Origin of the sequence: Qipengyuania profundimaris (genome assembly GCF_030717945.1) — a bacterium.
Classification (GTDB): domain Bacteria; phylum Pseudomonadota; class Alphaproteobacteria; order Sphingomonadales; family Sphingomonadaceae; genus Qipengyuania; species Qipengyuania profundimaris.
The window spans coordinates 259,458-285,278 of the sequence record NZ_JAVAIM010000001.1; the positions used below are offsets into that span (position 1 = coordinate 259,458).

The following is a 25,821-nucleotide window of genomic DNA, read 5'->3' on the forward strand; positions in this document are numbered from 1 at the left end:
GTGAGGGAGTGCAAGAGAGCCGAGCGACGCCACGTCAGATGCGATATGCGGTGCAACCGGAAGCTTTCGGGAGCACGCGCAAGCTGGCGCGAAAACCGACCATGGTGTCCCCCGTGAAAAGCCATCTGGGCAGACCGCCTGCCCGGCGATGCCGGGTCGTCACCCGCCACAAGGCTTTCCTAGGGGAAACACGGTTAATTTTGCGTTAGAGCAGTTCGCCTGCCGCTACAGCGAAGCTGGCAGCGAAATCGGCATTCGGGAGGGCTTGCCTGATAGCCCGCCCTCCTTGGTGCAAACCTACTGGTTCATATTCGCGAAGAAGTCTTCGTTGGTCTTGGAGTCCTTCATCTTGTCGAGCAGGAATTCCATCGCATCGACCGTGCCCATCTGCATGAGGATCCGGCGCAGGACCCACATCTTCGAAAGCTGACCCTGGTCAACCAGCAGCTCTTCCTTGCGGGTGCCCGACTTGCCAACGTCGAGCGCCGGGAAGATGCGCTTGTCGGCGACCTTGCGGTCGAGGACGATTTCGCTGTTACCCGTCCCCTTGAACTCTTCGAAGATGACCTCGTCCATGCGGCTGCCCGTATCGATCAGCGCGGTGGCGATGATCGAGAGCGAACCGCCCTCCTCAATGTTGCGAGCGGCACCGAAGAAGCGCTTCGGGCGCTGCAGAGCATTGGCGTCGACACCGCCGGTCAGCACCTTGCCAGAGCTGGGCACGACGGTGTTGTAGGCGCGGCCCAGACGCGTGATCGAGTCGAGCAGGATCACCACATCCTTCTTGTGCTCGACCAGGCGCTTGGCTTTCTCGATCACCATTTCGGCGACCTGGACGTGGCGATTGGCAGGCTCGTCGAAAGTCGAGGAGATGACCTCGCCGTTGACCGAACGCTGCATGTCGGTGACTTCCTCCGGTCGCTCGTCGACGAGCAGGACCAGCAGGAAGACCTCCGGATGGTTGTCGGTTATCGCCTTGGCGATATTTTGCAGCAGCACCGTCTTACCCGTGCGCGGCGGGGCGACGATCAGCGCGCGCTGGCCCTTGCCCTGCGGCGAGATGATGTCGATCACCCGCGCTGACTTGTCTTTCACCGTCGGATCGAGCGTGTCGAGCGTAAGCTTCTCTTCGGGATAGAGCGGCGTGAGATTGTCGAAATTGGTGCGCGTGCGGACCTGATCGGGATCCTCGTAATTGACCGTCGTGAGCCCGGTCAGAGCGAAATATCGCTCGCCTTCCTGCGGCGCGCGGATCTGGCCCTCGACCGTATCACCCGTGCGAAGGCCCCATTTGCGAATCTGATTGGGCGAGACATAGATATCGTCGGGACCTGCCAGGTAATTCGCTTCCGGGCTACGCAGGAAGCCGAAGCCGTCCTGCAGCACCTCGATGGTGCCGATGCCCATGATTTCCTCGTCGTATTCCTCGTCGTCGGCGAGTTCGCGCAGGATGCAGAACATCAGGTCCTGGCGGCGCATGGTACCGGCCGCCTCGACGCCCAGTTCCTCGGCCATCGCGACCAGGTCTGCCGGGGCTTTCGCTTTCAAATCCTTGAGATGCATGATGTTTACTCGGTATTGTAGCTAGGGATGGCCGGCAGGTCGGTATGTCCGTGCGGTTGGCATGGGACTGGGCTTGGAGAAAGCGGACCCGGCCCTGTCTGATGCAGGACCTTCAGCCGGAATGATGGGCGTTCAAATACGAGGCCTGCTCGAAGCCGTCAATTCGGAATCAGGCCCTGTCAGGATCGGGCCATACGGCACTCAGAACGGTTTGACGACCACCAGCACCACGATCAGCGCCAGCGCGATGCCGGGGAATTCACCCCAGAGGCGCAGCTGCTTTTCGGTCAGGGGACGCTCGCCCACGGTCATCTTCTTCGCCTGCGCCACCATGTAGCCGTGGAAGCCGGTTAGCGCGATCACGATCAGCAGTTTCGCATGAAACCACCCCTGGTCCCAGGCACCGATGGTCATCGCCAGCAGCAGGCCGAGCACCCAGACGATGATCAGGCTGGGCGTGAGGATGACCTTGCGCAGCAACCCCATCCGCTTCGTCCAGATCGCGGTCTGTTCCGAATCTGAAGCGGCAGGGTGCAGATAGATCATCTGGCGCGGCAGCATGAACAGACCGGCCATCCAGAACACCATAAAGATGATATGGCCGGCCTTGAGCCAGAGATAGGTCATCGCGAGAACGTCCTGCATCGCCGGTGCATGTAAGCGCTGCTCACGCGCGCGTCACCCCTCGAAACCGCGGACCGCTGCAATCAGCCGCTCAACGTGTTTGATCGGCGTGCGCCGGTCGATCCCGTGCCCGAGGTTGAAGACATGCGGCCGGTCGGCAAAAGCATCGAGGATCGCGCGGATCCGCGTCTCGAGTTCAGCTGACCCGGCCAGCAGCAGCAGTGGATCGAGATTGCCTTGCACCGCCATGCCGGCGGGCAACTCGCGGGCGACCCATGCGGGATCGAGCGTTTCGTCCACACCGACGGCCTTCACGCCGGTTTCCCGCGCATAGGCCGGAAGCTTCTCGCCTGCACCCTTCGGAAAGCCGATTACCGGCGTGTCCGGATGGCTCTCGTCCAGCGCCGCCGCGATGGCCGCATTGGGCGCGATCACCCAGCGCTCGAACTCGTCCGGGGCGAGACTGCCCGACCAGCTGTCGAACAATTGCACCGCTTCCGCGCCCGCGTCGATTTGTCCGCGCAGGTACTCGATCGTCTGATCGGAAATCGCATCCACGATCGCCTGGAGTGCTTGCGGATCGCGATAGGCCATGACGCGTGCTTCGTGCTGGTCGCGGCTCCCTTCGCCAGCGACCATATAGGTCGCGACCGTCCATGGGCTGCCGGCAAAGCCCAGCATCGTCGTTTCCCGGCCGAGCCGCCGGCGGCACAGGCGCACCGTCTCGTAAATCGGTTCGTAGCGCGAGGGATCGGGGTCGAGGCTCTCAAGCGTTGCATCGACGAGTGGCGGCGAGAGCTTCGGCCCCTCGCCCGCCAGAAATTCGAGATGCTGCCCCAGTGCATGCGGCACGATGAGGATGTCCGAAAACAGGATCGCGCCGTCGAAGCCGAAACGGTCGATCGGCTGGAGGGTGATTTCGCACGCCGCTTCGCTATCGTAGGCCATCGCGAGGAAGCCGCCCTTCTCCGCCCGCAACGCGCGGTATTCGGGTAGGTAGCGACCGGCTTGGCGCATGAGCCAGAGCGGCACGCGGCTCCCGCGTTTTCCGTTCAGCGTATCGAGGAGGAGACCGGGCATCGGAGAGTCCAATCCAATAATAATAGTATTATTTATAAGAGTTGATGGAGTCTGTTGGCCCTGTGGATTTCAGGGATAAGCCGCCCCTGCCCGATTTCTCCCGCCGTGCAAAGGGTGTGTCCCGGATTGCGACTCGGCTGCGGGGTTGAGTCGAGTCAAACTTATCCTCGCTGTTCCACCCCTTGCGCAAAACTTGCGTTTGGTGTGCGGGAATCGGCCCGCGAAGGACTCGGATCGGGCACACAATTTGCTCCCGAACTTGTCGGCAGCTTTCTCCCGTGGTTTATGCCGGTGCTTCTCCACAGGCAGGCAGGCCCCCAAATTCCCGACCGCATCCATCTTCATCTGCTGTCCGATTCCACCGGCGAAACGCTCGAAATGCTGGCCAAGGCCGCGCTCGCGCAATTCGAGGATACCGATGTCATGCGCCACTTCTGGCCGATGGTCAGGAGCAAGCAACATCTCGAGCGGATCGTGCCCGAACTCAAGGCCAATCCCGGGCTTGTCCTCTTCACGCTCGTCAATCCGGACACGCGCGCCCGGCTGGAAGAGGTCTGTGCGCAGCAGGGCCTGCCCGCCGTGCCGATCCTCGACCATGTGACGGCGGCGCTGGAGAAAGCGCTCGGCCAGGAAGCGCACGGCCGCCCCGGTCGCCAGCACACTATGGACAAGGCCTATTTCGAGCGGGTCGAGGCAATCCAATTCACTATTGCGCATGACGACGGGGTTGGCTGGGAGAACTGGGAAGAGGCGGACATCGTCCTCGCCGGCGTGTCGCGCAGCTCGAAGACGCCGACCAGTATCTACCTCGCTAATCGCGGCTATAAGGTGGCGAACATTCCGCTGGTCGTGGAGAGCCCGCCACCGCCGGCGCTTTATTCGCTCAAGAACCCGATGGTCATAGGCCTCACCACGGCGCCGGAGCGGCTGGTGCAGATCCGCCGCAACCGGCTGCTCAGCCTCAACGAGCAGGCGCAGACCGACTATGCCGATCAGGAGAAGGTGAAGAGCGAAGTGGCGTTCGCCCGGCGAATGTTCGCCGACAACGGCTGGGCCGTGATCGACGTGACGCGCCGGTCGATCGAGGAAACCGCTGCCGCGGTGATCCGCCTGTATAACGAGCGCGAAATGCGCGGCACATCGCAAGGGGCGAAACCGATATGAGCGGAATTTCGGGAAGCGGAATCGTGCTTGCTTCGAACAGCGCCTCGCGCAAGGCGATGCTGGAGGCCGCCGGCGTGGCGTTCACGGCGCAGGCGGCCGATATCGACGAGCGTGCGCTCGAGTCCGAGATGGAGGGTGCAGAGCCTGCCGAGATCGCGCAGGCGCTGGCTGCGGCAAAGGCTGCTGCGGTGACGGCGAAAGGCCTTGTGCTGGGGTCGGACTCGCTGGTCGAAGTCGATGGCCGACGTTTCGACAAGCCCCAATCGCGCGAGCAGGCGGCCGAGCATCTGCGCTTTTTCTCGGGCAAGGTGATGACGCTGCACAGTGCAGCGGTGTTGGCGCGCGATGGCCAGATCGTCTGGGTCGGTTCCGACTTCGCGCGCCTGCGGGTCCGGGAGCTGAGCGAGGAATTCATCGAAGCCTATCTCGACGCAGAGTGGCCTGAAGTGTCCTATTGCGTCGGCGTGTTCCGCATAGAGGGACCGGGCGTGCAGCTGTTCGAGAGCATCATGGGCGACCAGTTTACCGTGCTCGGCATGCCGCTGCTGCAGGTGCTTGACGCGCTGCGCGAAGAAGGTGTGTTGCCCACGTGACCCCGGATCGTCGTCCAGGGCAGGCTTACGCCGAAGTCATCGGCGACCCCATCGCTCAGTCGAAGTCACCTGCGATCCACGGATTCTGGATCGAGAAGCTCGGGCTCGATGTGGGGTATCGTGCGCATCATGTGACTACGGATGGTCTGAAGAGCTACCTCGGAGAGCGTCGCGACGATGGGGATTGGCGCGGCTGCAATGTCACCATGCCGCACAAGCAGACGGTCATGCCGTTGCTCGACCGGATCGAGCCACTAGCCAAGCGGGTCGGCGCGATCAACACGGTGGTCAAAGCCGGAGACGGCGCTCTCATCGGGCGTAACACCGATGTGGCGGGGTTTCTCGAACCCTTGCTCGGCCAGCTTCGCGATACGCACTATTTTCGTATGGCCCGCATTCTCGGAACCGGGGGTGCGGCGCGCGCCATTGTCGCCGGACTAGCGGGTGAGGGCTTCACCCTCGTTCTCGCCGGACGAAATCCCGACAAGGCCCGCGCGTTGCTGGACGAGCTCGATCCTGGCGGCGAGCATCATGTCGCCCCGCTCGATCATTTCGCCACGCCGACCGACTTCGCCTTCGACGACCGCGAGGGGTGCTGCGATCTCGTCATCAATGCATCGCCGCTCGGAATGCGTGGCCAACCGCTGCTCGCTTTCGACTGGAGCCACGCACCGCCCGGCTCGATCGCCTACGACATTGTCACCGATCCGGTGGAAACCGAATTCCTCGCCGATGCGCGCGCGGCCGGATTCGCAACCGTCGACGGACTCGCCATGCTGATCGGGCAGGCAGCCGCCGCCTTCAATCACTTTTTCGGCGTCGAGCCGCCGCGACAATACGACGCGGAATTACGCGAAAGGCTGCTCGCATGATGCGGCCGCTGATCGTCGGTCTCACCGGGTCCATCGGCATGGGTAAATCGACCGTGGCCGCCATGTTCCAGGCAGCCGGCGTCCCTGTGTTCGATGCCGACGCCGAAGTGCGTGCCATGCAGGGTCCGAGCGGCGAATTGTTACCGGAGATCGAGGCAGCGTTTCCCGGCAGTACCGGAACGGACGGCGTATTACGCGATGCACTCGGCGCAAAAGTGTTCGGCGATAAGGAAGCGCTCGCCCGGCTTGAAAGCATCGTGCATCCCGCCGTCGCCCGCAAACGCGAGGCATTCCTGATCGAGCATTCGGGTGCGCCGGTCGTGGTGTTCGACATTCCGCTCCTGTTCGAGAAAGGCGGCGCCGAGGCGGTCGATCGCGTGGTCGTGGTCTCCGCCCCTGCCGAAGCCCAGCGCACCCGCGTCCTTGCCCGGCCCGGAATGACCGAGGAAAAATTCGCGCATATCCTCTCTCTCCAGGTGCCGGACGCCGAGAAGCGCGAGCAGGCCGATCACGTGATCGACACCGGCACCTCGCTCCAACGAACCGAAGAGGCTGTCATCGCCCTTGTCGCAAGATTGCGCGAAGCAGCCGCCGCGCGTTGACTGATCGACCCTTGAAATCGCCGCATTTGGGGCCGATAGGATAAGCAATGCGTGAGATCGTGTTCGATACCGAAACCACCGGCCTAGACCCCAAGACAGGGGACCGGATGGTCGAGATCGGATGTGTCGAGATGGTCAATCTCGTGCCCACGGGCAAAACCTACCACGCCTATTTCAATCCCGAACGAGACATGCCTGCTGGCGCGGAAGCGGTGCACGGGCTCTCGGCGGCCTTCCTGTCGGACAAGCCTTTGTTCTCGGATGCGGCAGAGGAACTCCTAGCGTTCATTGGCGACTCTCCACTGGTCGCGCACAATGCCGGCTTCGACTTCGGCTTTCTCAATGCCGAACTCGGGATTTGCGGGCGCGATGCAGTCTGCACCAGCCGCATGGTCGATACGGTCGCATTGGCCCGCAAGCGGCACCCGGGCGCCAAGCTCTCGCTCGATGCGCTGTGTTCACGCTACGGAATCGATCGCAGCCACCGCGTGAAGCACGGCGCGCTGCTCGATGCCGAGCTACTCGCGCAGGTCTATGTCGAGCTCAAGGGCGGACGGCAGATCGGGCTGGAACTGGCAGCCGAAATTGATGCGCAGCAGGGTTCAAGGGTCGAGGAAATTGTCGCGGTTCGCCGCGCGCCGGATCGGCCGCGCCGGGAACCGCGGCCGCACGCACCGTCTGCCGCGGAGCTTGCGCGCCATAGGGAATTCATGGCCGGGATCGAAAACCCGCTCTGGGGATAGACTGCTGACCAGCGCCGGTGGACGGGGCTGGCGGGATCGTAACGGGGACGAACAAGGAGAACGAAGCCAATGGATATCCGCGTTTCCGGCCACCAGATCGATACCGGCGCCGCTCTGCAGGAGCATGTCGACGACCGCATGAATGCCATCGTCGACAAGCATTTCAATCGCGCGATTTCTTCCCACGTCACGTTCGGAAAGGGTCCTGGCGGCTCGTTCACCGCGGATATCGTCACGCATGTGATGCAGGGCCTGATCCTCAAGGGCCATGCCGAAGCGCATGACGTGCACCAATCCTTCGATCAGGCGGCGGCCAAAATCGAGAAGCAGCTGCGCCGCTACAAGCGCCGGATCCAGGACCGGCACGAGCAGGCTGCCCATGCCCTGCGCGAGGAAGAGGCTGCCTACACCATCCTTGCCGCACCCGATGCCGACGATGACGAGGAAGTCACAGTCGACAGTCCGCCGGTCATTGCCGAGACGCGCGCCATCATTCCGGAATGCAGCGTCGCCGATGCGGTGATGATGCTTGATCTGCAGAACGCCAACGCGCTCCTGTTCAAGAACGCCGGGAGCGAGCAGCACAATATGGTCTATCGCCGTCACGACGGTTCGATCGGCTGGGTCGAGCCGCGCTAGGCGGAGCGGGTTCATGGCGGACGGGGCGGCAAATAGCGGGGCCGAGCGGCACTATCGCGCCCTCGAGGCGCTCTATACGTCGGCGCCGGTCAATTCTCTGTTCGCCTCGCGCCTTTCGATCCCGGACGAGGGCCACGCCCGGATCGCATTCGACGTGACCGAGGAAGTCTATCACGCAGCCGGCGCCGCGCATGGCACGATCTACTTCAAGATGCTGGATGATGCGGCGTTCTACGCCGCAAATACGCTCGCGACCGATCGCTTTCTGCTGACGACGTCTTTCAACCTCCATTTCACCAAGCCGGTCCGGACGGGGAAGGTGATAGCCGAGGGCAAATGGGTCAGCGGCCGCAAGCGGGTATTCGTCGCCGAGTCGCGGCTGGTCGATGAGGAGGGAGACGAGATCGGTCGTGGGACCGGCACCTTCATGCGCTCGCGAATCGCTCTGTCGAGTCTCCCCGGCTACGTAACCAAGGTTTGAACGAGATGGATGCGCGGCTCCCTGCACATGTCGAGGTTTCGGGCCTGGTGCGCTCGGTATCGGCTGCAGGTGGCTTTGCAACCGTTTTGCAGCGCGGGGAGAAGGACGCCGGGACGCTCCTGATCGTCGCTCTCGATCGCGGCGAGAACGCAACTCTTTGGGAACGCATGCCCCAGCTAGACGGATCGCGCAGCTTCACTCGCTCTCGAAAGCAAGACCCTGAAAAGCCAAAAGAATTTAACGAATACATCGCTCGCAGAAAACAGTCGGATCCCGATTGCTGGGTGGTCGAGCTGGATATCGCCGATCCGGAACGGTTCATCGATTCCGCAGTGCAATAACTTGACTTGGTTTCGGATGTGACTATTTGGCCGCCAACTTCGATGCGTAGGCGGCCTGCTTCGGCAATGGGGTCGGTAGGCTAGCACGCAGACGGGGGATGGGCGGCAGGCCCGTAACGGATCCAGTTCAACGACGCGAACAACGCGCACGGATCCCAGTCTGCATCAGGCCATCAACCGCTTAGTTTAGCAGAAAAATGGTCCGTAAATTTACCGGTTTCACCGCGGCTGTCGCGGCGATCGCCCTTACCACGCTTGCCGGAGCGGAAAGTTCCGGCGCCAACGCCCAGGTTGCGGCGCAAGCAACCGAAATCGCCACCGCCGAACCCGAAGTGACCGAAGAGGTCGTTCCGGTCTTCGTACAGAACGAGGTGGTGCAGGAGCTTCCCGAGGAAGCCAAACCCGAAATTCCCGTCGTCGAAGAAGCGCCGCGCGCCCAGAGCCTGCGCGAGCTGGTCGACGCGATGCCCGCCACAGGCGAGCTCTCGCCCGAACTCCAGTGTCTTGCCGGTGCGATCTATTTCGAATCCCGCGGCGAGCCGCTGGCGGGCCAGCTGGCCGTGGCGCAGGTCATCATCAACCGCGCGGAGGACCGCCGCTTCCCGTCGAGCTATTGCGGCGTCGTCTACCAGCGCGCGCAATTCTCATTCGTGAAGGGTGGCCGCATGCCGCGCATTCGCACCGGTACCGCAGCGTGGACCAAGGCCAAGGCCCTTGCCCGCATCGCCCACCGCGGCTTGTGGGAGAGCGAAGCCGGCGACGCCCTGTTCTTCCATGCGAAATACGTGCGGCCGAGCTGGAGCCGCAAGAAGATCGCCACTGCGACCATCGATACGCACATTTTCTACCGCTAATTGGCGGATCGGAAACGTAAGGGGCCGTCGCGCGAGCGTCGTCCCCTTCTGCTTGGCTCTCAGTCGCGCAGCTCCACCCAGACGGGTGTGTGATCGCTGGCCTTCTCGCGCCCGCGATATTCCTTGTCGACGCCGGCAGCCGTCATCCGGTCGGCCGTTTCAGGCGACAGCAGCAGGTGATCGATCCGGAATCCGTGATCGCGCTGCCAGGCACCGGCCTGGTAATCCCAATAGGTCCACACTCCGCCGCGCGGATTGAGCGTGTCGATCGCATCGGTCCAGCCATCGTCGAGGAAGCGGCGATAGGCATCGCGCGACTCGGGCTGCATCAGCGCATCGTTCGCCATCGCGCGGACGGACCAGACATCCTTGTCTTCGGGAATGACGTTGAAATCGCCAAGGACGACAGCCGGAACCTCCTCGCGCCAGATTTCGCGCATGCGGGCGCGCAGCTTCTCCATCCAGGCGAGCTTGTAATCGAACTTGGGCCCCGGATGGGGATTGCCGTTGGGCAGGTAGAGGTTGCAGATGCGCACCCCGTTCACCTCGGCTTCCAGGTAGCGAGCCTGTTCGCCCTCGCCGTCCGTCGGGCCATCGATGCCGAGGCCACGCTGCACTTCGACCGGCTCGATGCCATCCGCCAGGATCGCGACGCCGTTAAAGCTCTTCTGGCCATGCCAGATCGCCTTGTACCCGATCGCCTCGAATTCGTCGGCGGGGAAGCCGTCGTCCATCGTCTTGATTTCCTGCAGGCAGGCGACGGTGGGGCGGGTTTCCTCGAGCCATTCCTTCAGGCGCGGCAGGCGCGCCTTGATGCCGTTGATGTTGTAGGTGGCGATACGCATTCAGGCGTGATGCCCGAAAGGTGCGCGCGGGTCTAACTCAAATCCCGAAGCTCGATCCGCAACCGCAGCCGGCGGCCGCCTGGGGGTTCTCGACCTTGAATGCCGCGCCGCCCAGATCCTCGACGAAATCGACCTTGCTGCCGGCCAGCAGGTCCAGGCTGACGGGATCGACGACCAGTTTCACGCCATCGGTTTCGCTGACCGCATCGTCGCTGTCCGGCGCCTGCGCGAGATCGAACTTGTATTGGAAGCCAGAACAGCCACCCCCCTCGACGGACAAGCGCAATATCGCGGGCTTGGCCTGCTTTTGCGCGATTGCTGCGACGCGCGTTGCAGCTGCTTCCGTCAGTGTGGGTGTGCCTGTCATAGTTTGAATGTAGGGAGCACCGCGCTCTCGCTCAAGCGTGGGCGATATAATCGCGCATGGCTTCGGCTTCGTGCTGCACTTCGTCGAAGCGCGATTTCACGAGATCGCCGATAGAAATGAAGCCGCACATGGTTTCGCCATCGACCACGGGCAGGTGGCGGATACGCCGCTTGGTCATCAGCGCGAGCGCCTGGTCGATCTTGGTCGCGCGATCGACCGTGATCGGCGGCGAGGTCATCACGTCGCCGACCGGGCGAGCGAGGCAGGCGTCGCCCTCCTCGGCCAAGCGGTAGATTACATCGCGTTCGGAGAAGATGCCGACGACCTTGCCGCCTTCCATCACCGGCAGCGCACCGATGCGCTTGGAAGCCAGCAACCGCACCGCCTCCCTGACCTGGCCATCGACCGAACAGGAAATCACGTCCGAGCTTCTGCGATCTGCAATGAGCGATCCGATATCCATGGCGCTGTCGTCTCCCTTTTTATGGTCGGGAGAATGCCATCAAACGGCATAAAATGCGAATCCGTGACGCGGGGCGGCTCGGCAAGGTCATTGCAAGGCGCGAGGCAAGCGGCCAGAGGAGGCGCGATGGTCAAGAAGTCTCCCCTCGACGATCCGCAAAACGCCGCCTTCGCCTGGGCGCGGTTCCGGCGGATCATGCGCTTCATGTTCCTGCTGACCGTGGGCGTGGTCGCGATTTCGCTGGCGCTGCTGTGGAAGTTCGGCAGCGAAGCCGTCTCGATCCATTATTACATCGCCGCGGCGCTGGGGATCGGCTTCACCATGTTATTGGCGAGCGCGCTGATGGGGCTGGTGTTCCTGTCATCGGGTACCGGGCATGACGAATCGATCGACGATCCGCTGGCCGACGACCGCGACGATCAGTCCGCCGGGTAAAGCCGGTATTCCTCCACCGGCACGCCGCCGATGAGGTGGCGCTGGATGATCGCTTCCAGCACCTCTTCATTACAGGAATGGTACCAGACATTCTCCGGCCAGACGACCGCGATGGGTCCGGCTTCGCAGACCTGAAGGCAATCGGCCTTGGTCCGCTGGACCGTCGCACCCGGCCCAACGAGCTTCAGCTCCTTCAGCCGCTTCTTGAGGTAATTCCAGGCGGCCTTGCCCTCGTCGCGCTTGCAGCACTTCTGCTTCTCGGACACGGCGCACAGGAAGATCTGCCGCTCTGCCGAGGCACCGCCGATCTTGGTCAGGGCCCTGCGCGCCTTGTGTAGTTTCTTGTCGCTCACGCTCATTCTGCGGGCTTCAGCCAGCGGTCGAGCCACGCGAACACGGTATTGTGCCACTGCAGCGAATTCTTCGGCTTCAGCACCCAGTGGTTCTCGTCGGGGAAGACGAGCAACTGGCTGGGTATCTGCTTTTCCTGCAAGGCGGTGAAGCTGGCAATGCCTTGCGTGTACGGCACGCGGAAATCCTTCATGCCGGTGATGACCAGCATGGGTGTTTGCCACTCATCGACGTGGTTGACCGGATTCCATTTCTCGTAAGCTTCGGGGTTTTCCAGATAGCCACCGCCGAAATCCCAGCGCGGGAACCACAGTTCCTCGGTCGTGAAATAGAAGCTGCGCAGGTCGAACAGGCCGTCGTGCTGGACGAGGCAGTCGAACCGGTCGGGCCACTGGCCGGCGATCCAGTTCATCATGTAGCCGCCGTAGCTTGCACCCATGGCGCAGGCGCGGCTGCCGTCGATCTGCGTGTCGAATTGAAGCGCGGCGGCAAGGCCCTTCTGCAAATCCTCCAGCGGCTTGCCGCCCCAGTCGCGATTGATCGCATCGGTGAAGGCCTGGCCGTATCCGGTGGATCCGTGGAAATCGACCGAGATCACCGCGTAGCCCTGGCTGGCGACGACGCGCGGGTTCCAGCGGCTCGACCAGCCATCGTTGAACGACCCCTGCGGGCCGCCATGGACGTAGAGGATTGCCGGAAGCTGGCCGGCAACGCCGTCGGGCTTGGTGATCTGACCCCAGACAGTGTCGCCCCCCGCTCCTGTAAAGCTGAACCGCTCGACCGAGACAGGTGTCAGATTGCCCATCCGGCTCATCGCGACATCCGTCAGCGGCGTGGCCTGATCCCAGCCCCGGGCGAGGTACATCTCCGCAGGCGCGCCGATCGAGTCGCGGGTGAAGACCAATCCGCCGCCATCGAGCGGCACCACATTGCCGATATGCGCCTCGTTCCCCGCCATCAGATCGAGCCGGACGACCTCCCCGGTGCGCGGATCGATGCGGAAAGCCGGCGTGTCGAGCACGTCCTGCGCCGTGGCGACGATCCAGCGCGAATCGGGCGTCCAGGCGAGCGAGCCGAAGCTGCGGTCGAAGTCCTTCGTCAGCGGCGTGACGACACCGGTGCGCAGATCGCGGAGCATGACTACCTGCCGGTCTGCCTCGTAGGTGGGCTGCTCCATGGCGACATAGGCGAGATATTGGCCGTCGGGCGACGGGGTCGGTAGCGCGTCGAGAGCCTCGTTGGCGTCGGTCAGATTGGTCGGTGCGTTGCCGGAGAAATCTGAGAACCAGATGTCGAGATTGGTCGAGTATGGCTCGGTCTGCCCGCCCTCGCGCGCGGTGAAGTAAAGGCCCTGTCCATTGGGCGCGAAGGTGACATCCTCACTCCCGCCGAATGGCGCGGTGGGCGTATCGCCGCTGGGTCCGCCAGCACCGATGGCACCATCGACCGGCCTTGCTGTGCCGGCCTGCCTGCCACCCTCAAGCGGCACCACAAATACGCGGCTATAGGTGCCGGGCGTTTCCCAGCTGTCCCAATGCCGGATGAAGCCGCCGTCGCCTTCGAATAGCAGGCCGGTGCCCGGGCCGGGCTCGTAAGCCTTCGCGCTGTCGTCGCAGGACAATTCGGTGCAGCTGCGCGCAACATCGGTCCAGATCGCCAGTCTCGATCCGTCGCGCGCTACCTGGAAGCCGTTCACGGCGCGGGGCAGGTCGGTGACCTGCGAGGTCTCGGAAACACTACCGTCGGGGCCGATCCGGGTGCGCCAGACCTGATCGTCATGCAGGTAATAGAGCCAGCCGTCACCGCCGAACTTTGCGTCGCCACCCGACAGACCCAGCGCAACCGGCGCGGCATCCATGTCGGCGAGCGAGCGCATGTAGAGCGTGCTGCTCCGCTCATAGGTCTCGGGATCGGTCTTCGTCACCGAATAGACCGCCATGCGTCCCGACGGATCGACGCTTGGCGCGCCGAGGCGTGGCATGGTGACGAGGTCCTGAGCGCTCATCGGCGCGCGATCCTGCGCGGCGAGTGGTGAAGCGAGAAGCGCAATGGCGCTGGCGAGCGGGAAAGCGACCCGGTTGCGTGCAGTCATGGACGCAGGGCTTATCCGCGCCGCGTGGCAAAGTTAAGCGTTTAGATTGCGCTCCGCGATCAGGAGCGTTTGCCGGCGATCCGGGCGATCTCCGCCTTGACCATATCCTCGACCATGCCGGGCAGGTTGGCATCGAGCCATTCGCGCAGCATCGGGCGGAGCATTTCGCGCACCAGGCCCTCCAGCGAAGTCTCGCCCGAGCGGACGATCTGCGGCTGCTTGCTCGGTTGCGACAGCATGGCGAGCGCGGCGAAGTTTTCCTGCATCGCCTTGCGCGTGTCGCCGCGGGTCAGCGCATCCTCTTCCTCGTCTTCGGGTTGGTCGCCCGCATCTTCGACGGCATAATCGGCATCGAGTTCGAGGACTTCTTCGGCCTCTTCCTCATCGGCCGGTTCGGGAGTGGCCACGGGCGCAGACTTGCGGCGGCGATCCGCGATGATCGCATCGCGATTGTCTCGCGCGATAACTTTCTTGATCGAGTCGAGAATCTCTTCGACCGAAGGTTCGCCAGCCTGATTCATAATCGATTGCACCCCTGCTTCACGAATCGACGCTGTCGCAGCGTTCAGACGGTATGCTTAATCGATTCTATCCGCGAAATCATCCTCTTCGGCGATATCGGCGTTTGCCGCCGGCAGATCGACGGTGCGAGTAGCCTCGGCAACAGGCTCGGGATCGCGGTCCCAATCCCAGATCTTGCCGCGCACCCGTTGGTAGTTGAGCTCGGGATCGTAGAGCACGCCCGCCTCGCCAAGGTTGAGATCGCGCGCTTCCGCACGGCCCATCGCGGCCAATAGGGTAAAGCCTGCGACATAGGCGTTCCGGCGTGCAGTCACGAGCTGGACCTGCGAATTCAGCAGCTCCTGCTCCGCATTCAGCACGTCGAGAATGGTGCGATTGCCGATCGAGTTTTCCGCCCGCACACCTTCGAGGCTGAGCGCCGCCGCATCGACGGCGACCTGGCTGCTCTCGATCACGGCGAGCGAGGCTTGCCAGCTCGACCATGCGGCGCGAACCTGTGCGATCACGTCGCGCTCCGCAGCAATGACCTGCTCCAGCGCGGCCGTCTCGCGTGCCTGGGCCTGACGCTGCCGCGCGGCCGGGAGGCCGCCCTGGAAAATCGGAAGCCGCAACTGGACGCCGACATTGGCCGTCGTTTCCGCTTGCGAAATGCCGGCCTGTCCGCCGGCCAGCGTACCGAAGTAATTGTTGTACCCGCCATTGGCGAAAACGCCGACATTAGGGAGGCGGCCCGATCCGGCGACTTCGGTGTCGAAGCCGGCAGCCTGCGCCCGTTCCTTGGCGGCAATCAGGTCTGGGTTGTCTTCGAGCGCGACAGCGACGGCGGTTTCGACATTTTCCGGCAGGCCGGGCAAGGCCGGTGGCGGCTGGAGATTATCGGGCGTTTCGCCGACGAGCTGGATATAGGTCTCGCGTGCCGAAATGAGGTTCGCCTGCGCGTTGCGGAAATCACCGCGAGCCAGCGCCAGCCGTGCCTCCGATTGCGCCACGTCGGTCCGTGTGAGGTCGCCAATTTCGAAGCGGTCGCTGGTGGCCTGCGCATTGACCTGCAAAACGTCGATCTGGTTGGCGCGCAGCGATGTCACTGCTTGGCCGAGGAGGACGTCCATATAAGCGGCGACGACCTGGCTGAAGAGTGCGCTTTCGGTGCCGCGGAGATCCGCCTGTCCCGCCTCGACGCGCTGCTCTGCGGCAGCGATGGAATTCTTGATCGCTCCGCCGGAATAGATCGGGACGTTAAGTTGCGGACCGATTTGCAGCACGCGGTCGGGCGAGGTGAAGCTGTTGGTCGAGGTCTTGACGAACTCGGTATAGGTCGCGGTCGCATCGGCACTCGGCAGGCCCTGCGCGCGGTTGATCGGGACATTCTCGTCGGTCGCCCGCTGATTGGCCTGTGCGGCGAGCAGGACAGGATTGTAGAGGTAGGCTTGAGTCAGCGCTTCCTGCAGAGTGTCGGCCGCAGCGGGTTGGGCAAGCGCGACGCTTGCCAGGGCGCTACCCGCCAGCAGGCGCTTGATGGGGGGCATCGACGCCATCAGAAACTCCAGCTGGTCGGCCGATCGAACTGCGCGAGCCGCGGAACGCCGAGCTCTGCCAGCGGCAATAGGGCGAGCGCACCGGCGGTTTTGCGACCTGTCGCGAGCCGCGTGACATTGCGCTCTACCAGGCCGGTCACGATCCGGCCGCCGTCGGCAACCAGCTTGGCGAGACTCGCCGGGACATGCTCGATCGCGCCGTCGATAAGGACCAGCGAATAGGCGCCCTTCTTGCGACCCCCGGCAGCGTCCTCAGGGGCCATCACCCGCACCGATTTGACCATCGGCTCGACGAGCGCGGGCAAATATCCGCTACCGCCGTCGACGACGAGCACTTCGTCGCTTGCGAGGGGCTGCGCTTCGGACAGCATCATGCCGTGGAACAGCGGCTGCGGCAGGACCTTGCCATCGCCCAGGCGCACGGCGCGATCGCTATAGGCGACGCTGCGCATCGATTCGGGCACGAATTCCTCGCGCGCAACCGTGCCCATGCGTTCGAGCACGAACGGTTCGTTCACGCCGCTGGTGCGCAGCTGGCTGTCGAGCATCGCTTTGCGGGCGGCGGCGAAGTCGGTCTTGGGGGCGAGGGTCGTGGTCATGGTGGGTCGCTGTATTGCTCTAATAATACGCTGGGTCAAGCCGGCTTGCTGTAGGCGCAAGAGCTTTTGTGTCCAAGCGCTTTGACCGATGGCGGCAAACACGCCTATCGGGGAGCGCAATTCTGCAACATGGGATTTTCCGGCGATGAGCGACATGACCGTCATCAGCGAAGACGACCTGATCGAAAGCGTGGCCGACGCGCTCCAGTATATTTCATACTACCACCCGATGGATTACATCCGCGCGCTGGGCGATGCCTACGAGGCCGAGAAAGGCCCGGCGGCCAAGGATGCGATCGCGCAAATCCTGACCAACAGCCGGATGTGCGCCGAAGGGCACCGGCCGATCTGCCAGGACACCGGCATCGTCAATGTCTTCGTACGCTGGGGCATGAACTGCCGCCTCGACAGCGAACGATCGCTGCAGGAAGTCGTCGATGAGGGTGTTCGCCGCGCCTACAACCATCCCGACAACAAGCTCCGTGCCTCGATCCTCGCCGATCCCGCCTTCACCCGTCGCAACACGCGCGACAATACACCATCCGTACTATCGGTGGAGATGGTGCCGGGTAGCACGGTGGGCGTGGACGTCGCGGCCAAGGGCGGCGGCAGCGAGAACAAGTCCAAGTTCAAGATGATGAACCCGTCCGACAATATCGTCGAATGGGTGATCGAACAGATCCCGTCGATGGGGGCCGGATGGTGCCCGCCGGGCATGCTCGGCATCGGCATAGGCGGCACGGCGGAACATTGCATGCGGCTCGCCAAGCTCAGCCTGATGGACCCGATCGACATGGGCCAGCTGAAACAGCGCGGGGCGCAGAACGATATCGAGCAGTTGCGGATCGACATCTTCGATGCGGTGAATGCGATGGGAGTCGGCGCGCAGGGGTTGGGCGGCCTGTCGACCGTGTTGGATGTGAAGATCCTCGACGCGCCCTGCCACGCGGCAGGCAAGCCGGTGGGGATGATTCCCAATTGCGCGGCCACACGCCACGCGCATTTCACGCTCGACGGCAGCGGTCCGGCCTATCTCGAACCGCCCAAGCTGGACGACTATCCGCAGGTCACCTGGAAACCGGACAGTGCGGCCAAGCGGGTCGATCTCGATGCGCTGACGCCCGAAGAAGTCGCGAGCTGGAAGCATGGCGACCGCTTGTTGCTGTCGGGAAAGATGCTGACCGGGCGCGACGCGGCGCACAAGCGCATTCACGACATGCTGGAGGCTGGCGAGGAACTGCCGGTCGATTTCAAGGGCCGCGCGATCTATTACGTCGGCCCGGTCGACCCGGTGATGGGCGAAGTCGTCGGGCCCGCTGGTCCGACCACCGCCACTCGCATGGACAAGTTCACCGAGATGATGCTCGATCTCGGCCTGCTGGCGATGATCGGCAAGGCCGAGCGTGGGCATAATGCCGTCGAGATCATCAGCAACTTCAAGGTCGCCTACCTGATGGCGACCGGCGGCGCTGCCTATCTCGTCAGCCGCGCGATCAAGGGTGCGCAGGTCGTGGCCTTCGAGGATCTCGGCATGGAAGCGATTTACGAGTTCGAGGTCGAGGACATGCCGGTGACGGTCGCGGTGGATGCCGAAGGGAACAACGTTCACACGCTCGCGCCTGCCGAATGGCGTCGCCGGATCGCCGAAGGTGATCTGGAACCCGCTGAATAGCATTCCGCTCGACCAACGTGTGAACGCTCTCGACCGCCGGACTGGCTTTTGGCAGTTCGAACGGCCACATCGAGGCATGGTCTGGATGCTGAACGCCTGATGAATTCTACGACGCCGCACTTGCCGGCCCGGACGGTGCTGGGATCGATCCTGGCCGTCTGGGGAATCTACTTTCTTCTCGTCACCGTTCGCGGCGAGCTTTCCGGATTCGGCTTCGAATGGGAGATGCTGTGGCGGCGGGCCCTGGTCTGCGCGATCGGCATGGCCGTAACCGCCGTGATGTGGCTGATCCTGCGCCTGTTCGATCGGCGAGCACTGGCCGCAAAGGTGACCGTAGCCGCGATCATCGCCTTTCCTGCGGCCATCGCGATTGCCCAGACCAATCAGTGGGTTTTTGCGAACATTCAGGAAAAAATCGAGAAGCGCATCGGCGAAGAGCGCGGGATAGCGATCCGTCGCGACGAGTCCGGCAATCTCCTGGTGGACCTGCCGCGGCCGCAGATCGCCGGCGATGTTGAGGAGGCTGCAGAGGACCTCGCGCTCCCGGAAAGCGTCGTTATCGCCCCGGCACCAACGGCGATGGACAAATGGCGGATGACCTTCGACATCGCGCTGGGCCGTTATTTCCTGCTGCTGGCTTGGGCAGCACTCTACATTGCCACGCAGGCGCGGGCGCAGGCGCTGGCGGCAGAGCGCGAAGGAGAGAGGTTCCGGAGTGCAGCCAAGGCAGCGGAACTGCGCTCTCTGCGCTATCAGGTAAATCCGCACTTCCTCTTCAATACGCTGAATTCGCTGTCCGCGCTGGTGATGACCGGCAAGTCGGAGCGGGCCGAGGAAATGATCCAGACGATTTCGCGCTTCTACCGCCACAGTCTGGCCGACGAATCGACCGGTGACGTGACGCTGGCCGACGAAGTGGACCTGCAAGAGCACTATCTCGAGATCGAGGCGGTGCGCTTCCCGAAGCGTTTGCGCGTCCAAGTCGACCTCCCGCGCGAGCTGGAGCATTACCGGGTGCCGGGCATGATCCTGCAGCCGCTGGTCGAGAATTCGGTCAAATACGGCGTGTCGGCCAGCGCGCGGCCGGTCACCGTATCGATCGTCGCGCGCGAGGAGTATGGTCGCTTGGTCATCACCGTCGCCGATGACGGGCCGGGCGTTCCCGCAGGACACAGCGGCGGTTTCGGCATCGGCCTTGCCAATGTGCGTGACCGGCTGGAGGCGCGGTTCGGCGCAGAGGCGACCGTCACTTCCGGCCCGGGATTGCAGGGCTACGAAACCGAACTCAGGCTACCCATGGTGAAATGAGCATGGCTGAAAACACGTCGGAAAAACTGCGCACGTTGATCGTCGATGACGAGCCCTTGGCTGTCGAGCGGATGCAGGTCATCTGCGCCAAGATGGACGACCTCGCCGTCGTCGGTACTGCGAGCGACGGTGGGCAAGCGTTGCGGCTTATCGAAGCATTGAAGCCCGACCTCGTGCTGCTCGACATGACTATGCCGGAGGTCGACGGCCTTTCCGTTGCCAAAGCGCTCGCAAAAGAGGAGCAGCGGCCGGCCGTGGTCTTCGTCACCGCGCATGACAATTACGCGGTCGAAGCGTTCGATCTCGATGCGGTGGACTATGTGCTCAAGCCGGTGAAGCCCGACCGCCTCGAACGTGCCATCAAGCGGTCGATGGCCCGGCGCGGGGATGGCGAGCGCGAAGAAAGCCAATGGCTCGAAGAGCTGTGGATCCCGCACCGTTCCGAGCTTATCCGCATCGCCACGAGCGAAGTCGGCCGCATCGATGCCGAGCGCGACTATGTGCGGCTTTATGTCGGCAAAGGCGAAGAGGCGCGCACTTACCTGCTGTTGCAGACCATCGCCGGTCTGGAAAAGCGCCTTGATCCGGCAAAGTTCATTCGCATCCATCGCTCCACCATCCTGCGCAAGGATCGCATCCAGGGCCTCCGCCATGATGGCCTGGGAGTCTGGTCGGTGGAACTCGAAGACGACGAGGCGCTCCGGATCGGCCGGACCTATCTGCCGAAGGTCAAGGCAATGGCGGGTCGCTGACTGCAAGCCTCAGGCTTGCCTCTGTCACTCGTGTTCTTGGTCAGGAACAAAGGCGGCCCCGACCGGGGGACTGCGTCCGGTCGAGGCCTAGTTTGGGTTCGGCCAGGGGTTTCTCAGCCACCCTTCTCGTGCTGCTCTGAGGCAGCTACAACCGCGAACTCCCTCCAAATATCATCCGCCCTTCCCGCCTGAGGCGATTGCCGCTGCTACATATTCGCGCGCACTGTTGCGGGCGTAGGCAAGGCATTCGGTAGCCTTCTGGCCCTTGGCGGTATCCAGATCGTGATTGTCGTAGGTCACGGTAATGTCGCAGCCTTTCTGCGCCACTGCCGGCACTGCCATGGCAACGAGGCTGAGCGTGGCGACTGCTGCGAAAGCTCTGTTCATGAGATCGCTCCTGCGATTGCGGAGGGCCCAAAGGGTTTTTGGGGGACTGTTGGAAGGCCCTCCGCAGGACCTGTATTACTCAGCTACATCTGTAATCGCACGACGCAATCGACGGACGACTCGCGTCTTGGACGGAAGGCGCGAACTGGCCGACGAAGCGCGATTGGCAATCGGCGGGCGTCGAGACTATGCCGTCAATCGATGATGCTTGCGGTTCTCTTTGTATGCGGCGTGGCCAATTTCGCGCTTAGCAAGGCACTGATCGAGAGCGATCACCCGATTCTCGAGACTTTGCCGGCTGCTTTTCGTCGAAACGGCGGACGCGTGTCATTGGCATTCGAGTTTGCCATGCTGGTGGTCGCGATGCTGCTCGCCGCCAACGATTGGCCTTCGGCGGCGTGGCTGTATGCTGGCTACACCGTCGCCAACGGCGCGTTCGGCTGGCTGGTCGCAACCGGAAGGATTTGATGGGGAACCAAAAGGCGGCACCGCGCGCTTGCCGGGTATGGCCGCCTGTCCTCCGAGCTGGTTGATCGTCAACACCCGCAGTGGGAGCCACAGCGCCGCGCGCGAGGCCGAGCTTAAACGTGTCCTGGCCGAGCAGGGGTTGGACTGCGATCTTACCGTGTCCTTTCCCGATGCCGACCTGCCGAGCAGGTCGCTGCTCGAGGAGAGCGGCATCGAACGACTCATCATCTTCACAGGCGACGGCACCGCCAATGGCGCAATCGCCAAACTTGCGGGATGGGGCGGAGAGATACTCTTTCTCCCGGGCGGGACCATGAACCTGCTCAGCGGTCGGCTCCACGGCGAAGAGGTCGAGGCCGAGGAAATACTCGCGCGCGTGGCCCGGGGAGCATACCGGCGGATTCGCCTGCCGGTGGTTCGCTGCGAGAAGGGGAATGCCTTGGCGGGGTTCCTCGCTGGCCCGGGGACCGCATGGGCCAATGTGCGCGAAGCGATGCGCGATATCGATGTCGCCGGACTTGCCGAGCATACGAGCGATGCGGTGGCAGAAACGACGTATGGCGCCCGCGTACGGATGGCCGATCCGGCGCAAGGTCGACCGGACGGGTATCCGCTTCTCGAAATTACGCCCAGCGCTCGGGGTATGCAGGTCGATGCCTACTGCGCCGACGATGCGGCCGGTTATCTGCAGCAAGGCTGGGCACTGCTTCGACGCCGCTTTCGCGAGGGCCCGCACGAACGGCTGGGCCTGTTCGACCGGCTCGAGATCGCGAATTGCGAGGGCGAACCATTGAATGTCCTGCTAGATGGCGAGCCCGAAACGCTCGGCCCCGAAGCGGTATTGCAACTGGCCGAAACCGAAGTCGATCTGCTAGCGACCGACCATGGCTACTGATTTCCGGCGCATTTTCCATCTCAGCGACATTCACTTCGGACTGGAAGACAACCGCGCGCTCGATTGGGTAAAGCAGGAAATTGCCGAACGGCGTCCCGATGCGGTAGCCATTACCGGTGATCTTACCATGCGCGCGCGGCACCGCGAATTTGCGGCGGCGACGCACTGGATCAATTCGCTCGATGCACCGGTGACTGTCGAAGTGGGCAATCACGACATGCCCTATTTCAATCCGTTCGAGCGCTTTTTCACGCCCTACAAGCGCTTCCGCGGAATGGCGGAAAAGGTCGAGAAGGAACTCGATCTCGGCAGCCTCGCGATCGTGCCGCTCAAGACCGCCGTCCGTGCGCAGCCGCGCCTCAACTGGTCGAAGGGATGGGTGACCGAGGCGGCGCTGGAGAAATGCCTGGCGGCGATTGATGCCCTGCCTGAGGGAAAAGAGGCGCTGGTCGCCGTACATCATCCGCTGCGCGAGGTCGGCACCGAGGGCACGGCGCTGACCAAGCATGGCGAGAAGGCACTTCGGGCGTTGGCGAAGCGTCCCGTACGAGCCGTGCTGTCCGGTCATGTCCACGATGCTTTCGACATCATGGAACAGACGCCCGACGGCCCTGTCCGGATGATCGGTGCCGGGACGCTGTCGCAACGCACCCGCTCGACACCGCCGAGCTTCAACGAGATTGAATTCGACGGGCAGGACCTCAAGGTGACAGTCCGCAATCTCGAAGACGTCGAGACGCGCGACATGCAGATCGACGATGTCCCGGAAGATGCGATGCCCCCGCGCAGGAGCGGCGATCCGGTCGCGCCGGTCAGGCAAGTGCCCCGGGTCGATCCGCCTGTGCACTGATCGCATGCGAAAAGGGCGGCCCCTCGCGGGACCGCCCTTCCTCGGTGACCGAAAAACTCGGTAAGCCGGTTAGCGCTTCGAGAACTGGAAGCTGCGGCGTGCCTTGGCGCGGCCGTACTTCTTACGCTCGACCACGCGGCTGTCGCGGGTGAGGAAGCCGGCAGCCTTGACCGTGCTGCGCAGGGCCGGCTCGTACTTCGTGAGTGCCTGACTGATGCCGTGCTTGACCGCACCGGCCTGGCCCGAAAGCCCACCGCCCTTGACGGTGGCGACGACGTCGTACTGCCCCTGGCGCTCGGTAATGGCGAAGGGCTGGTCGATGATCAGGCGCAGCGTCGGGCGTGCGAAATAGACTTCCTGGTCCTTGCCGTTGACGGTGACCTTGCCGCTGCCGGGCTTCAGCCAAACGCGAGCTGTCGCGTCCTTGCGGCGACCGGTAGCATAGGCGCGGCCTTCCTTGTCGAGCTCCTGCTCGCGCAGCGGAACCTCGGCGGTGGCAGCGATGTCGGCCGCGTCGCCCTGCGGGGCGTCGGAGGCGATGTCCTTCAGATCGGCGAGATCGGAGACAGTGTCGTTCTTGGTTTCGTCAGCCATTATGCAACAGCCTTGTTCTTGCGGTTCATCGAGGCAACGTCGAGCTTCTCGGGCTTCTGCCCGTCATAGGGATGCTCGGTGCCGGCAAAGACGTGCAGCGCACGCATCTGGTCGCGGCCCAGGGGACCACGCGGGATCATGCGTTCCACGGCCTTTTCAAGCACGCGCTCGGGGAAGCGGCCGCCCAGCACCTTGGCGGGCGTCGTTTCCTTGATGCCACCGACCCAGCCGGTGTGCTTGTAATAGACCTTGTCGGTCATCTTCTTGCCGGTGAACTTCACCTTGTCGGCATTGATGACGATGACATGGTCGCCGCAATCGACATGCGGCGTGTAGATCGGCTTGTGCTTGCCGCGCAGGATGTTGGCGATGATCGCCGCGACACGACCGACGACGAGACCTTCGGCGTCGATGATGTGCCACTTCTTTTCGACCTCGGACGGCTTGACCGACCGGGTCACCTTGCTGAGAGCCTTCATGGCTGGTTTTCCGTATCTAGTGTTCATGCCGCCTGATCGGCGGCATTTCCTGCGAATCCGGCGTGACCGCATTCGCGAAGCGGAGGCCAAATGGCGGCGAAGGGCCTCCAAGTCAAGCAATTCCGCGGATCCTCGGGGTGGTAAAATAGTACCCCAGAAGGATTATGCGTAGATTGCCACCCTCTGGCCGCTGGCTATTCGTGTAATGCCCCGATCCCATCGAGCCACGGCTGCGTTCCCGCTCCTGCGGCATCGCAATTCCAGCCCAGTATTGCCGGGGTATCGTAAGGGTGCAAGCTTTCAAGGCGTGCGACTACCCTATCGAGCAACCGGGCATTGGTCTTGAGCAGCGCCGGAACTTCCGTTCCCTCCCCACGCTCGCCGTCCCATGCAAAGAGCGAGCGGATCGGCGCGCCGATATTGATGCAGCCGATCAGCTCTTCGTCGAGCAAGGTCGCCCCGATCTTTTCTGCCGTTTCCTGGTCTGGAAAAGGGCAATAGATCAGCGCCGTCATCGCTCCCTGCCCAGCGCGTGTGCGCCCCACGCGAATGCGGCGACGAGCAGCGCCCCCACGACCTGGTGCGCCACAGCGATCCATAAGGCGACCCCTGTCATTACGGTCGCGATGCCTAGCAGGATCTGCGTTCCGAAGGCTGTGTGGATCGCAATCGAGGCCCCCCGCTGCACCGGTTTCGCCTTGCGCGCCATGATCACGAGCGCGATCACGGCGACCCATGCCCACCAGCGATGCAGGAAGTGGAGCAGGTAGGGGTCATGGGTCAGCGCCCAGAAGGGCCCACGGCTAGTGTCGTATTCCGGCAGGAAGCGACCCTGCATCAGTGGCCAGGTGTCGCTTGCCAGCCCGGCATTGAGGCCCGCCACCCACGCGCCGAGCAAAAGCTGGATGAAGAGGATGAGGCCGACCCAGCTCGCGGTCTTGGTCCAGCGGGCGGGCGCAGCGCCGCTCGCTTTGAGCCGCAGGAGGTCCAGCGCCGTCCAGATCAGGCCGCCGAGGGTGAACAGTGCGGTGAGCAGGTGGATCGACAGCCAGAAATGGCTGACATCTGTCATCGTCCCGGCCAGGCCGCTCCGCACCATGAACCAGCCGAAAACACCTTGTAGGCCGCCCAGCGCGAGGAGTGCAACCAGCCGCCATTTGTAGCCCTGTGGGATGGCGCCGCGCACCCAGAACCAGACGAGCGGAAGCGCGTAGGCCAGCCCGATCACGCGACCGAGCAGACGGTGGAACCATTCCCAGAAATAGATGAACTTGAACGCGGCGAGGTCCATGCCTGCCGGGCCGGTCACGTTCTTGTATTCCCCGGTCGCCTTGTAGAGGTCGAATTCGGCCTGCCATGCCGCCTCGTTCAGCGGCGGTATCGCCCCGCTGATCGGCTTCCACTGGGTGATCGACAGCCCGCTCTCGGTCAGTCGGGTTATCCCGCCGACCGATACCATCAGCACGACCAGCGCCGCCACGACGAAGAGCCATATCGCAATAGCCCGCGGGCGCGAGGATTCGGTATCTACCGTCATGCGCGCCCATGTGCTGCGACCCCCGGGCTTTCGCAAGTGCAAAGCAGGCAACCGCTGTCGCTCGCCGTGAAAGCACCGGCTATCGCTTTGGCGCGCGGTTCCGCTTGAATTATG

General features: G+C 63.3%; 32 protein-coding genes. 16 read left to right on the forward strand and 16 right to left on the reverse strand.

Annotated elements, in window-relative coordinates; all coding sequences use genetic code 11:
• Nucleotides 1-297 precede the first annotated feature (297 nt).
• From rho to hemE, 3 genes are all read right to left on the reverse strand, one after another.
• A complete protein-coding gene (rho, locus tag Q9K02_RS01285; RefSeq protein WP_278329412.1) occupies nucleotides 298-1,563 on the reverse strand; it encodes a transcription termination factor Rho in 1,266 nt (421 codons plus the stop codon).
• Between the two features lie 201 nt (nucleotides 1,564-1,764).
• Nucleotides 1,765-2,208: a CopD family protein gene (locus tag Q9K02_RS01290; protein WP_305931246.1), complete on the reverse strand. Its 444-nt coding sequence runs from the start codon at nucleotides 2,206-2,208 to the stop codon at nucleotides 1,765-1,767.
• A 33-nt stretch (nucleotides 2,209-2,241) separates the two neighbouring features.
• Complete coding sequence (gene hemE, locus Q9K02_RS01295) at nucleotides 2,242-3,267, reverse strand: uroporphyrinogen decarboxylase (RefSeq protein WP_305931247.1); 1,026 nt, start codon at nucleotides 3,265-3,267, stop codon at nucleotides 2,242-2,244.
• Between the two features lie 285 nt (nucleotides 3,268-3,552).
• Here hemE and Q9K02_RS01300 point away from each other — a divergent pair, with 285 nt between their 5' ends.
• From Q9K02_RS01300 to Q9K02_RS01340, 9 genes are all read left to right on the forward strand, one after another.
• On the forward strand, nucleotides 3,553-4,431 hold the full coding sequence (locus Q9K02_RS01300) for a pyruvate, water dikinase regulatory protein (RefSeq protein ID WP_305931248.1): 879 nt from the start codon (nucleotides 3,553-3,555) through the stop codon (nucleotides 4,429-4,431).
• Complete coding sequence (locus Q9K02_RS01305) at nucleotides 4,428-5,024, forward strand: Maf family protein (protein ID WP_305931249.1); 597 nt, start codon at nucleotides 4,428-4,430, stop codon at nucleotides 5,022-5,024. The genes Q9K02_RS01300 and Q9K02_RS01305 overlap by 4 nt, the downstream gene beginning before the upstream one ends.
• Nucleotides 5,021-5,896, forward strand: coding sequence for a shikimate dehydrogenase family protein (locus tag Q9K02_RS01310; protein WP_305931250.1), 876 nt, complete (start codon nucleotides 5,021-5,023; stop codon nucleotides 5,894-5,896). Before Q9K02_RS01305 ends, Q9K02_RS01310 begins: the two co-directional genes overlap by 4 nt.
• Complete coding sequence (coaE, locus tag Q9K02_RS01315) at nucleotides 5,893-6,498, forward strand: dephospho-CoA kinase (protein WP_305931251.1); 606 nt, start codon at nucleotides 5,893-5,895, stop codon at nucleotides 6,496-6,498. Before Q9K02_RS01310 ends, coaE begins: the two co-directional genes overlap by 4 nt.
• Before the next feature lie 47 nt (nucleotides 6,499-6,545).
• Nucleotides 6,546-7,241, forward strand: a complete 696-nt coding sequence (dnaQ, locus tag Q9K02_RS01320; protein ID WP_305931252.1) for a DNA polymerase III subunit epsilon — start codon at nucleotides 6,546-6,548, stop codon at nucleotides 7,239-7,241.
• 69 nt (nucleotides 7,242-7,310) lie between these two features.
• Nucleotides 7,311-7,880 carry a ribosome hibernation-promoting factor, HPF/YfiA family gene (hpf, locus tag Q9K02_RS01325; protein ID WP_305931253.1) on the forward strand — a complete coding sequence of 190 codons (570 nt, stop codon included), beginning with the start codon at nucleotides 7,311-7,313 and terminating at the stop codon, nucleotides 7,878-7,880.
• 13 nt (nucleotides 7,881-7,893) lie between these two features.
• Nucleotides 7,894-8,361 (forward strand): PaaI family thioesterase, encoded by a 468-nt coding sequence (locus Q9K02_RS01330; protein WP_305931254.1) that lies wholly within the window; start codon nucleotides 7,894-7,896, stop codon nucleotides 8,359-8,361.
• 5 nt (nucleotides 8,362-8,366) lie between these two features.
• Complete coding sequence (locus tag Q9K02_RS01335) at nucleotides 8,367-8,702, forward strand: DUF1491 family protein (RefSeq protein WP_305933420.1); 336 nt, start codon at nucleotides 8,367-8,369, stop codon at nucleotides 8,700-8,702.
• A 197-nt stretch (nucleotides 8,703-8,899) separates the two neighbouring features.
• Nucleotides 8,900-9,556, forward strand: a complete 657-nt coding sequence (locus Q9K02_RS01340; protein WP_305931255.1) for a cell wall hydrolase — start codon at nucleotides 8,900-8,902, stop codon at nucleotides 9,554-9,556.
• Nucleotides 9,557-9,615: 59 nt separating this feature from the next.
• Here the strand turns inward: Q9K02_RS01340 and xth are convergent, their stop codons facing one another.
• The 3 genes from xth to Q9K02_RS01355 are packed head-to-tail and all read right to left on the reverse strand — an operon-like array spanning nucleotide 9,616 to nucleotide 11,231.
• Nucleotides 9,616-10,401 (reverse strand): exodeoxyribonuclease III, encoded by a 786-nt coding sequence (xth, locus tag Q9K02_RS01345; RefSeq protein ID WP_305931256.1) that lies wholly within the window; start codon nucleotides 10,399-10,401, stop codon nucleotides 9,616-9,618.
• 37 nt (nucleotides 10,402-10,438) lie between these two features.
• Entirely contained in the window at nucleotides 10,439-10,768 is a 330-nt protein-coding gene (gene erpA / locus Q9K02_RS01350; protein ID WP_305931257.1) for an iron-sulfur cluster insertion protein ErpA, read from the reverse strand.
• A 31-nt stretch (nucleotides 10,769-10,799) separates the two neighbouring features.
• Nucleotides 10,800-11,231, reverse strand: a complete 432-nt coding sequence (locus tag Q9K02_RS01355; protein WP_305931258.1) for a CBS domain-containing protein — start codon at nucleotides 11,229-11,231, stop codon at nucleotides 10,800-10,802.
• Between the two features lie 126 nt (nucleotides 11,232-11,357).
• Here Q9K02_RS01355 and Q9K02_RS01360 point away from each other — a divergent pair, with 126 nt between their 5' ends.
• Nucleotides 11,358-11,666 carry a hypothetical protein gene (locus tag Q9K02_RS01360; protein WP_305931259.1) on the forward strand — a complete coding sequence of 103 codons (309 nt, stop codon included), beginning with the start codon at nucleotides 11,358-11,360 and terminating at the stop codon, nucleotides 11,664-11,666.
• Here Q9K02_RS01360 and Q9K02_RS01365 read toward each other — a convergent pair.
• Genes Q9K02_RS01365 through Q9K02_RS01385 form a run of 5 tightly spaced genes read right to left on the reverse strand, consistent with a single transcriptional unit; the run spans nucleotide 11,651 to nucleotide 16,765 of the window.
• Nucleotides 11,651-12,025, reverse strand: coding sequence for a (2Fe-2S) ferredoxin domain-containing protein (locus Q9K02_RS01365; protein WP_305931260.1), 375 nt, complete (start codon nucleotides 12,023-12,025; stop codon nucleotides 11,651-11,653). The two genes, Q9K02_RS01360 and Q9K02_RS01365, sit on opposite strands and share 16 nt — an antisense overlap.
• Nucleotides 12,022-14,109, reverse strand: a complete 2,088-nt coding sequence (locus Q9K02_RS01370; RefSeq protein WP_305931261.1) for a dipeptidyl-peptidase 5 — start codon at nucleotides 14,107-14,109, stop codon at nucleotides 12,022-12,024. Before Q9K02_RS01370 ends, Q9K02_RS01365 begins: the two co-directional genes overlap by 4 nt.
• 59 nt (nucleotides 14,110-14,168) lie before the next feature.
• A complete protein-coding gene (locus Q9K02_RS01375) occupies nucleotides 14,169-14,630 on the reverse strand; it encodes a DUF2497 domain-containing protein (RefSeq protein ID WP_305931262.1) in 462 nt (153 codons plus the stop codon).
• 57 nt (nucleotides 14,631-14,687) lie between these two features.
• Nucleotides 14,688-16,166 (reverse strand): TolC family outer membrane protein, encoded by a 1,479-nt coding sequence (locus Q9K02_RS01380; RefSeq protein WP_422785399.1) that lies wholly within the window; start codon nucleotides 16,164-16,166, stop codon nucleotides 14,688-14,690.
• Nucleotides 16,166-16,765, reverse strand: coding sequence for a protein-L-isoaspartate O-methyltransferase family protein (locus Q9K02_RS01385; RefSeq protein WP_305931263.1), 600 nt, complete (start codon nucleotides 16,763-16,765; stop codon nucleotides 16,166-16,168). The genes Q9K02_RS01380 and Q9K02_RS01385 overlap by 1 nt, the downstream gene beginning before the upstream one ends.
• Before the next feature lie 154 nt (nucleotides 16,766-16,919).
• Here Q9K02_RS01385 and Q9K02_RS01390 point away from each other — a divergent pair, with 154 nt between their 5' ends.
• From Q9K02_RS01390 to Q9K02_RS01400, 3 genes are all read left to right on the forward strand, one after another.
• Nucleotides 16,920-18,437 carry a fumarate hydratase gene (locus Q9K02_RS01390; protein WP_305933422.1) on the forward strand — a complete coding sequence of 506 codons (1,518 nt, stop codon included), beginning with the start codon at nucleotides 16,920-16,922 and terminating at the stop codon, nucleotides 18,435-18,437.
• A gap of 99 nt (nucleotides 18,438-18,536) precedes the next feature.
• Entirely contained in the window at nucleotides 18,537-19,745 is a 1,209-nt protein-coding gene (locus Q9K02_RS01395; RefSeq protein ID WP_305931264.1) for a sensor histidine kinase, read from the forward strand.
• Nucleotides 19,746-19,747: 2 nt separating this feature from the next.
• The gene (locus Q9K02_RS01400) at nucleotides 19,748-20,497 is read left to right on the forward strand and encodes a LytR/AlgR family response regulator transcription factor (protein WP_305931265.1); all 750 of its coding nucleotides are present in this window, start codon (nucleotides 19,748-19,750) and stop codon (nucleotides 20,495-20,497) included.
• Nucleotides 20,498-20,668: 171 nt separating this feature from the next.
• Here the strand turns inward: Q9K02_RS01400 and Q9K02_RS01405 are convergent, their stop codons facing one another.
• Complete coding sequence (locus tag Q9K02_RS01405; RefSeq protein WP_305931266.1) at nucleotides 20,669-20,884, reverse strand: UrcA family protein; 216 nt, start codon at nucleotides 20,882-20,884, stop codon at nucleotides 20,669-20,671.
• Nucleotides 20,885-21,115: 231 nt separating this feature from the next.
• Here Q9K02_RS01405 and Q9K02_RS01410 point away from each other — a divergent pair, with 231 nt between their 5' ends.
• The 3 genes from Q9K02_RS01410 to Q9K02_RS01420 are packed head-to-tail and all read left to right on the forward strand — an operon-like array spanning nucleotide 21,116 to nucleotide 23,097.
• Nucleotides 21,116-21,352 carry a hypothetical protein gene (locus Q9K02_RS01410; protein ID WP_305931267.1) on the forward strand — a complete coding sequence of 79 codons (237 nt, stop codon included), beginning with the start codon at nucleotides 21,116-21,118 and terminating at the stop codon, nucleotides 21,350-21,352.
• A 37-nt stretch (nucleotides 21,353-21,389) separates the two neighbouring features.
• Nucleotides 21,390-22,247 (forward strand): diacylglycerol kinase family protein, encoded by an 858-nt coding sequence (locus Q9K02_RS01415; RefSeq protein WP_305933423.1) that lies wholly within the window; start codon nucleotides 21,390-21,392, stop codon nucleotides 22,245-22,247.
• Entirely contained in the window at nucleotides 22,237-23,097 is an 861-nt protein-coding gene (locus Q9K02_RS01420; protein ID WP_305931268.1) for a metallophosphoesterase family protein, read from the forward strand. Before Q9K02_RS01415 ends, Q9K02_RS01420 begins: the two co-directional genes overlap by 11 nt.
• A 69-nt stretch (nucleotides 23,098-23,166) precedes the next feature.
• On the opposite strand, the gene rpsI is transcribed toward Q9K02_RS01420, so the two are convergent.
• The 4 genes from rpsI to Q9K02_RS01440 all read right to left on the reverse strand — a co-directional run bounded on the left by rpsI (nucleotide 23,167) and on the right by Q9K02_RS01440 (nucleotide 25,707).
• Nucleotides 23,167-23,691 (reverse strand): 30S ribosomal protein S9, encoded by a 525-nt coding sequence (gene rpsI, locus Q9K02_RS01425; protein ID WP_278329387.1) that lies wholly within the window; start codon nucleotides 23,689-23,691, stop codon nucleotides 23,167-23,169.
• Nucleotides 23,691-24,170, reverse strand: a complete 480-nt coding sequence (rplM, locus tag Q9K02_RS01430; protein WP_278329386.1) for a 50S ribosomal protein L13 — start codon at nucleotides 24,168-24,170, stop codon at nucleotides 23,691-23,693. Before rplM ends, rpsI begins: the two co-directional genes overlap by 1 nt.
• 194 nt (nucleotides 24,171-24,364) lie before the next feature.
• A complete protein-coding gene (gene cutA / locus Q9K02_RS01435; RefSeq protein ID WP_305931269.1) occupies nucleotides 24,365-24,685 on the reverse strand; it encodes a divalent-cation tolerance protein CutA in 321 nt (106 codons plus the stop codon).
• Nucleotides 24,682-25,707, reverse strand: a complete 1,026-nt coding sequence (locus Q9K02_RS01440) for a COX15/CtaA family protein (protein WP_305931270.1) — start codon at nucleotides 25,705-25,707, stop codon at nucleotides 24,682-24,684. The genes cutA and Q9K02_RS01440 overlap by 4 nt, the downstream gene beginning before the upstream one ends.
• Nucleotides 25,708-25,821 lie beyond the last annotated feature (114 nt).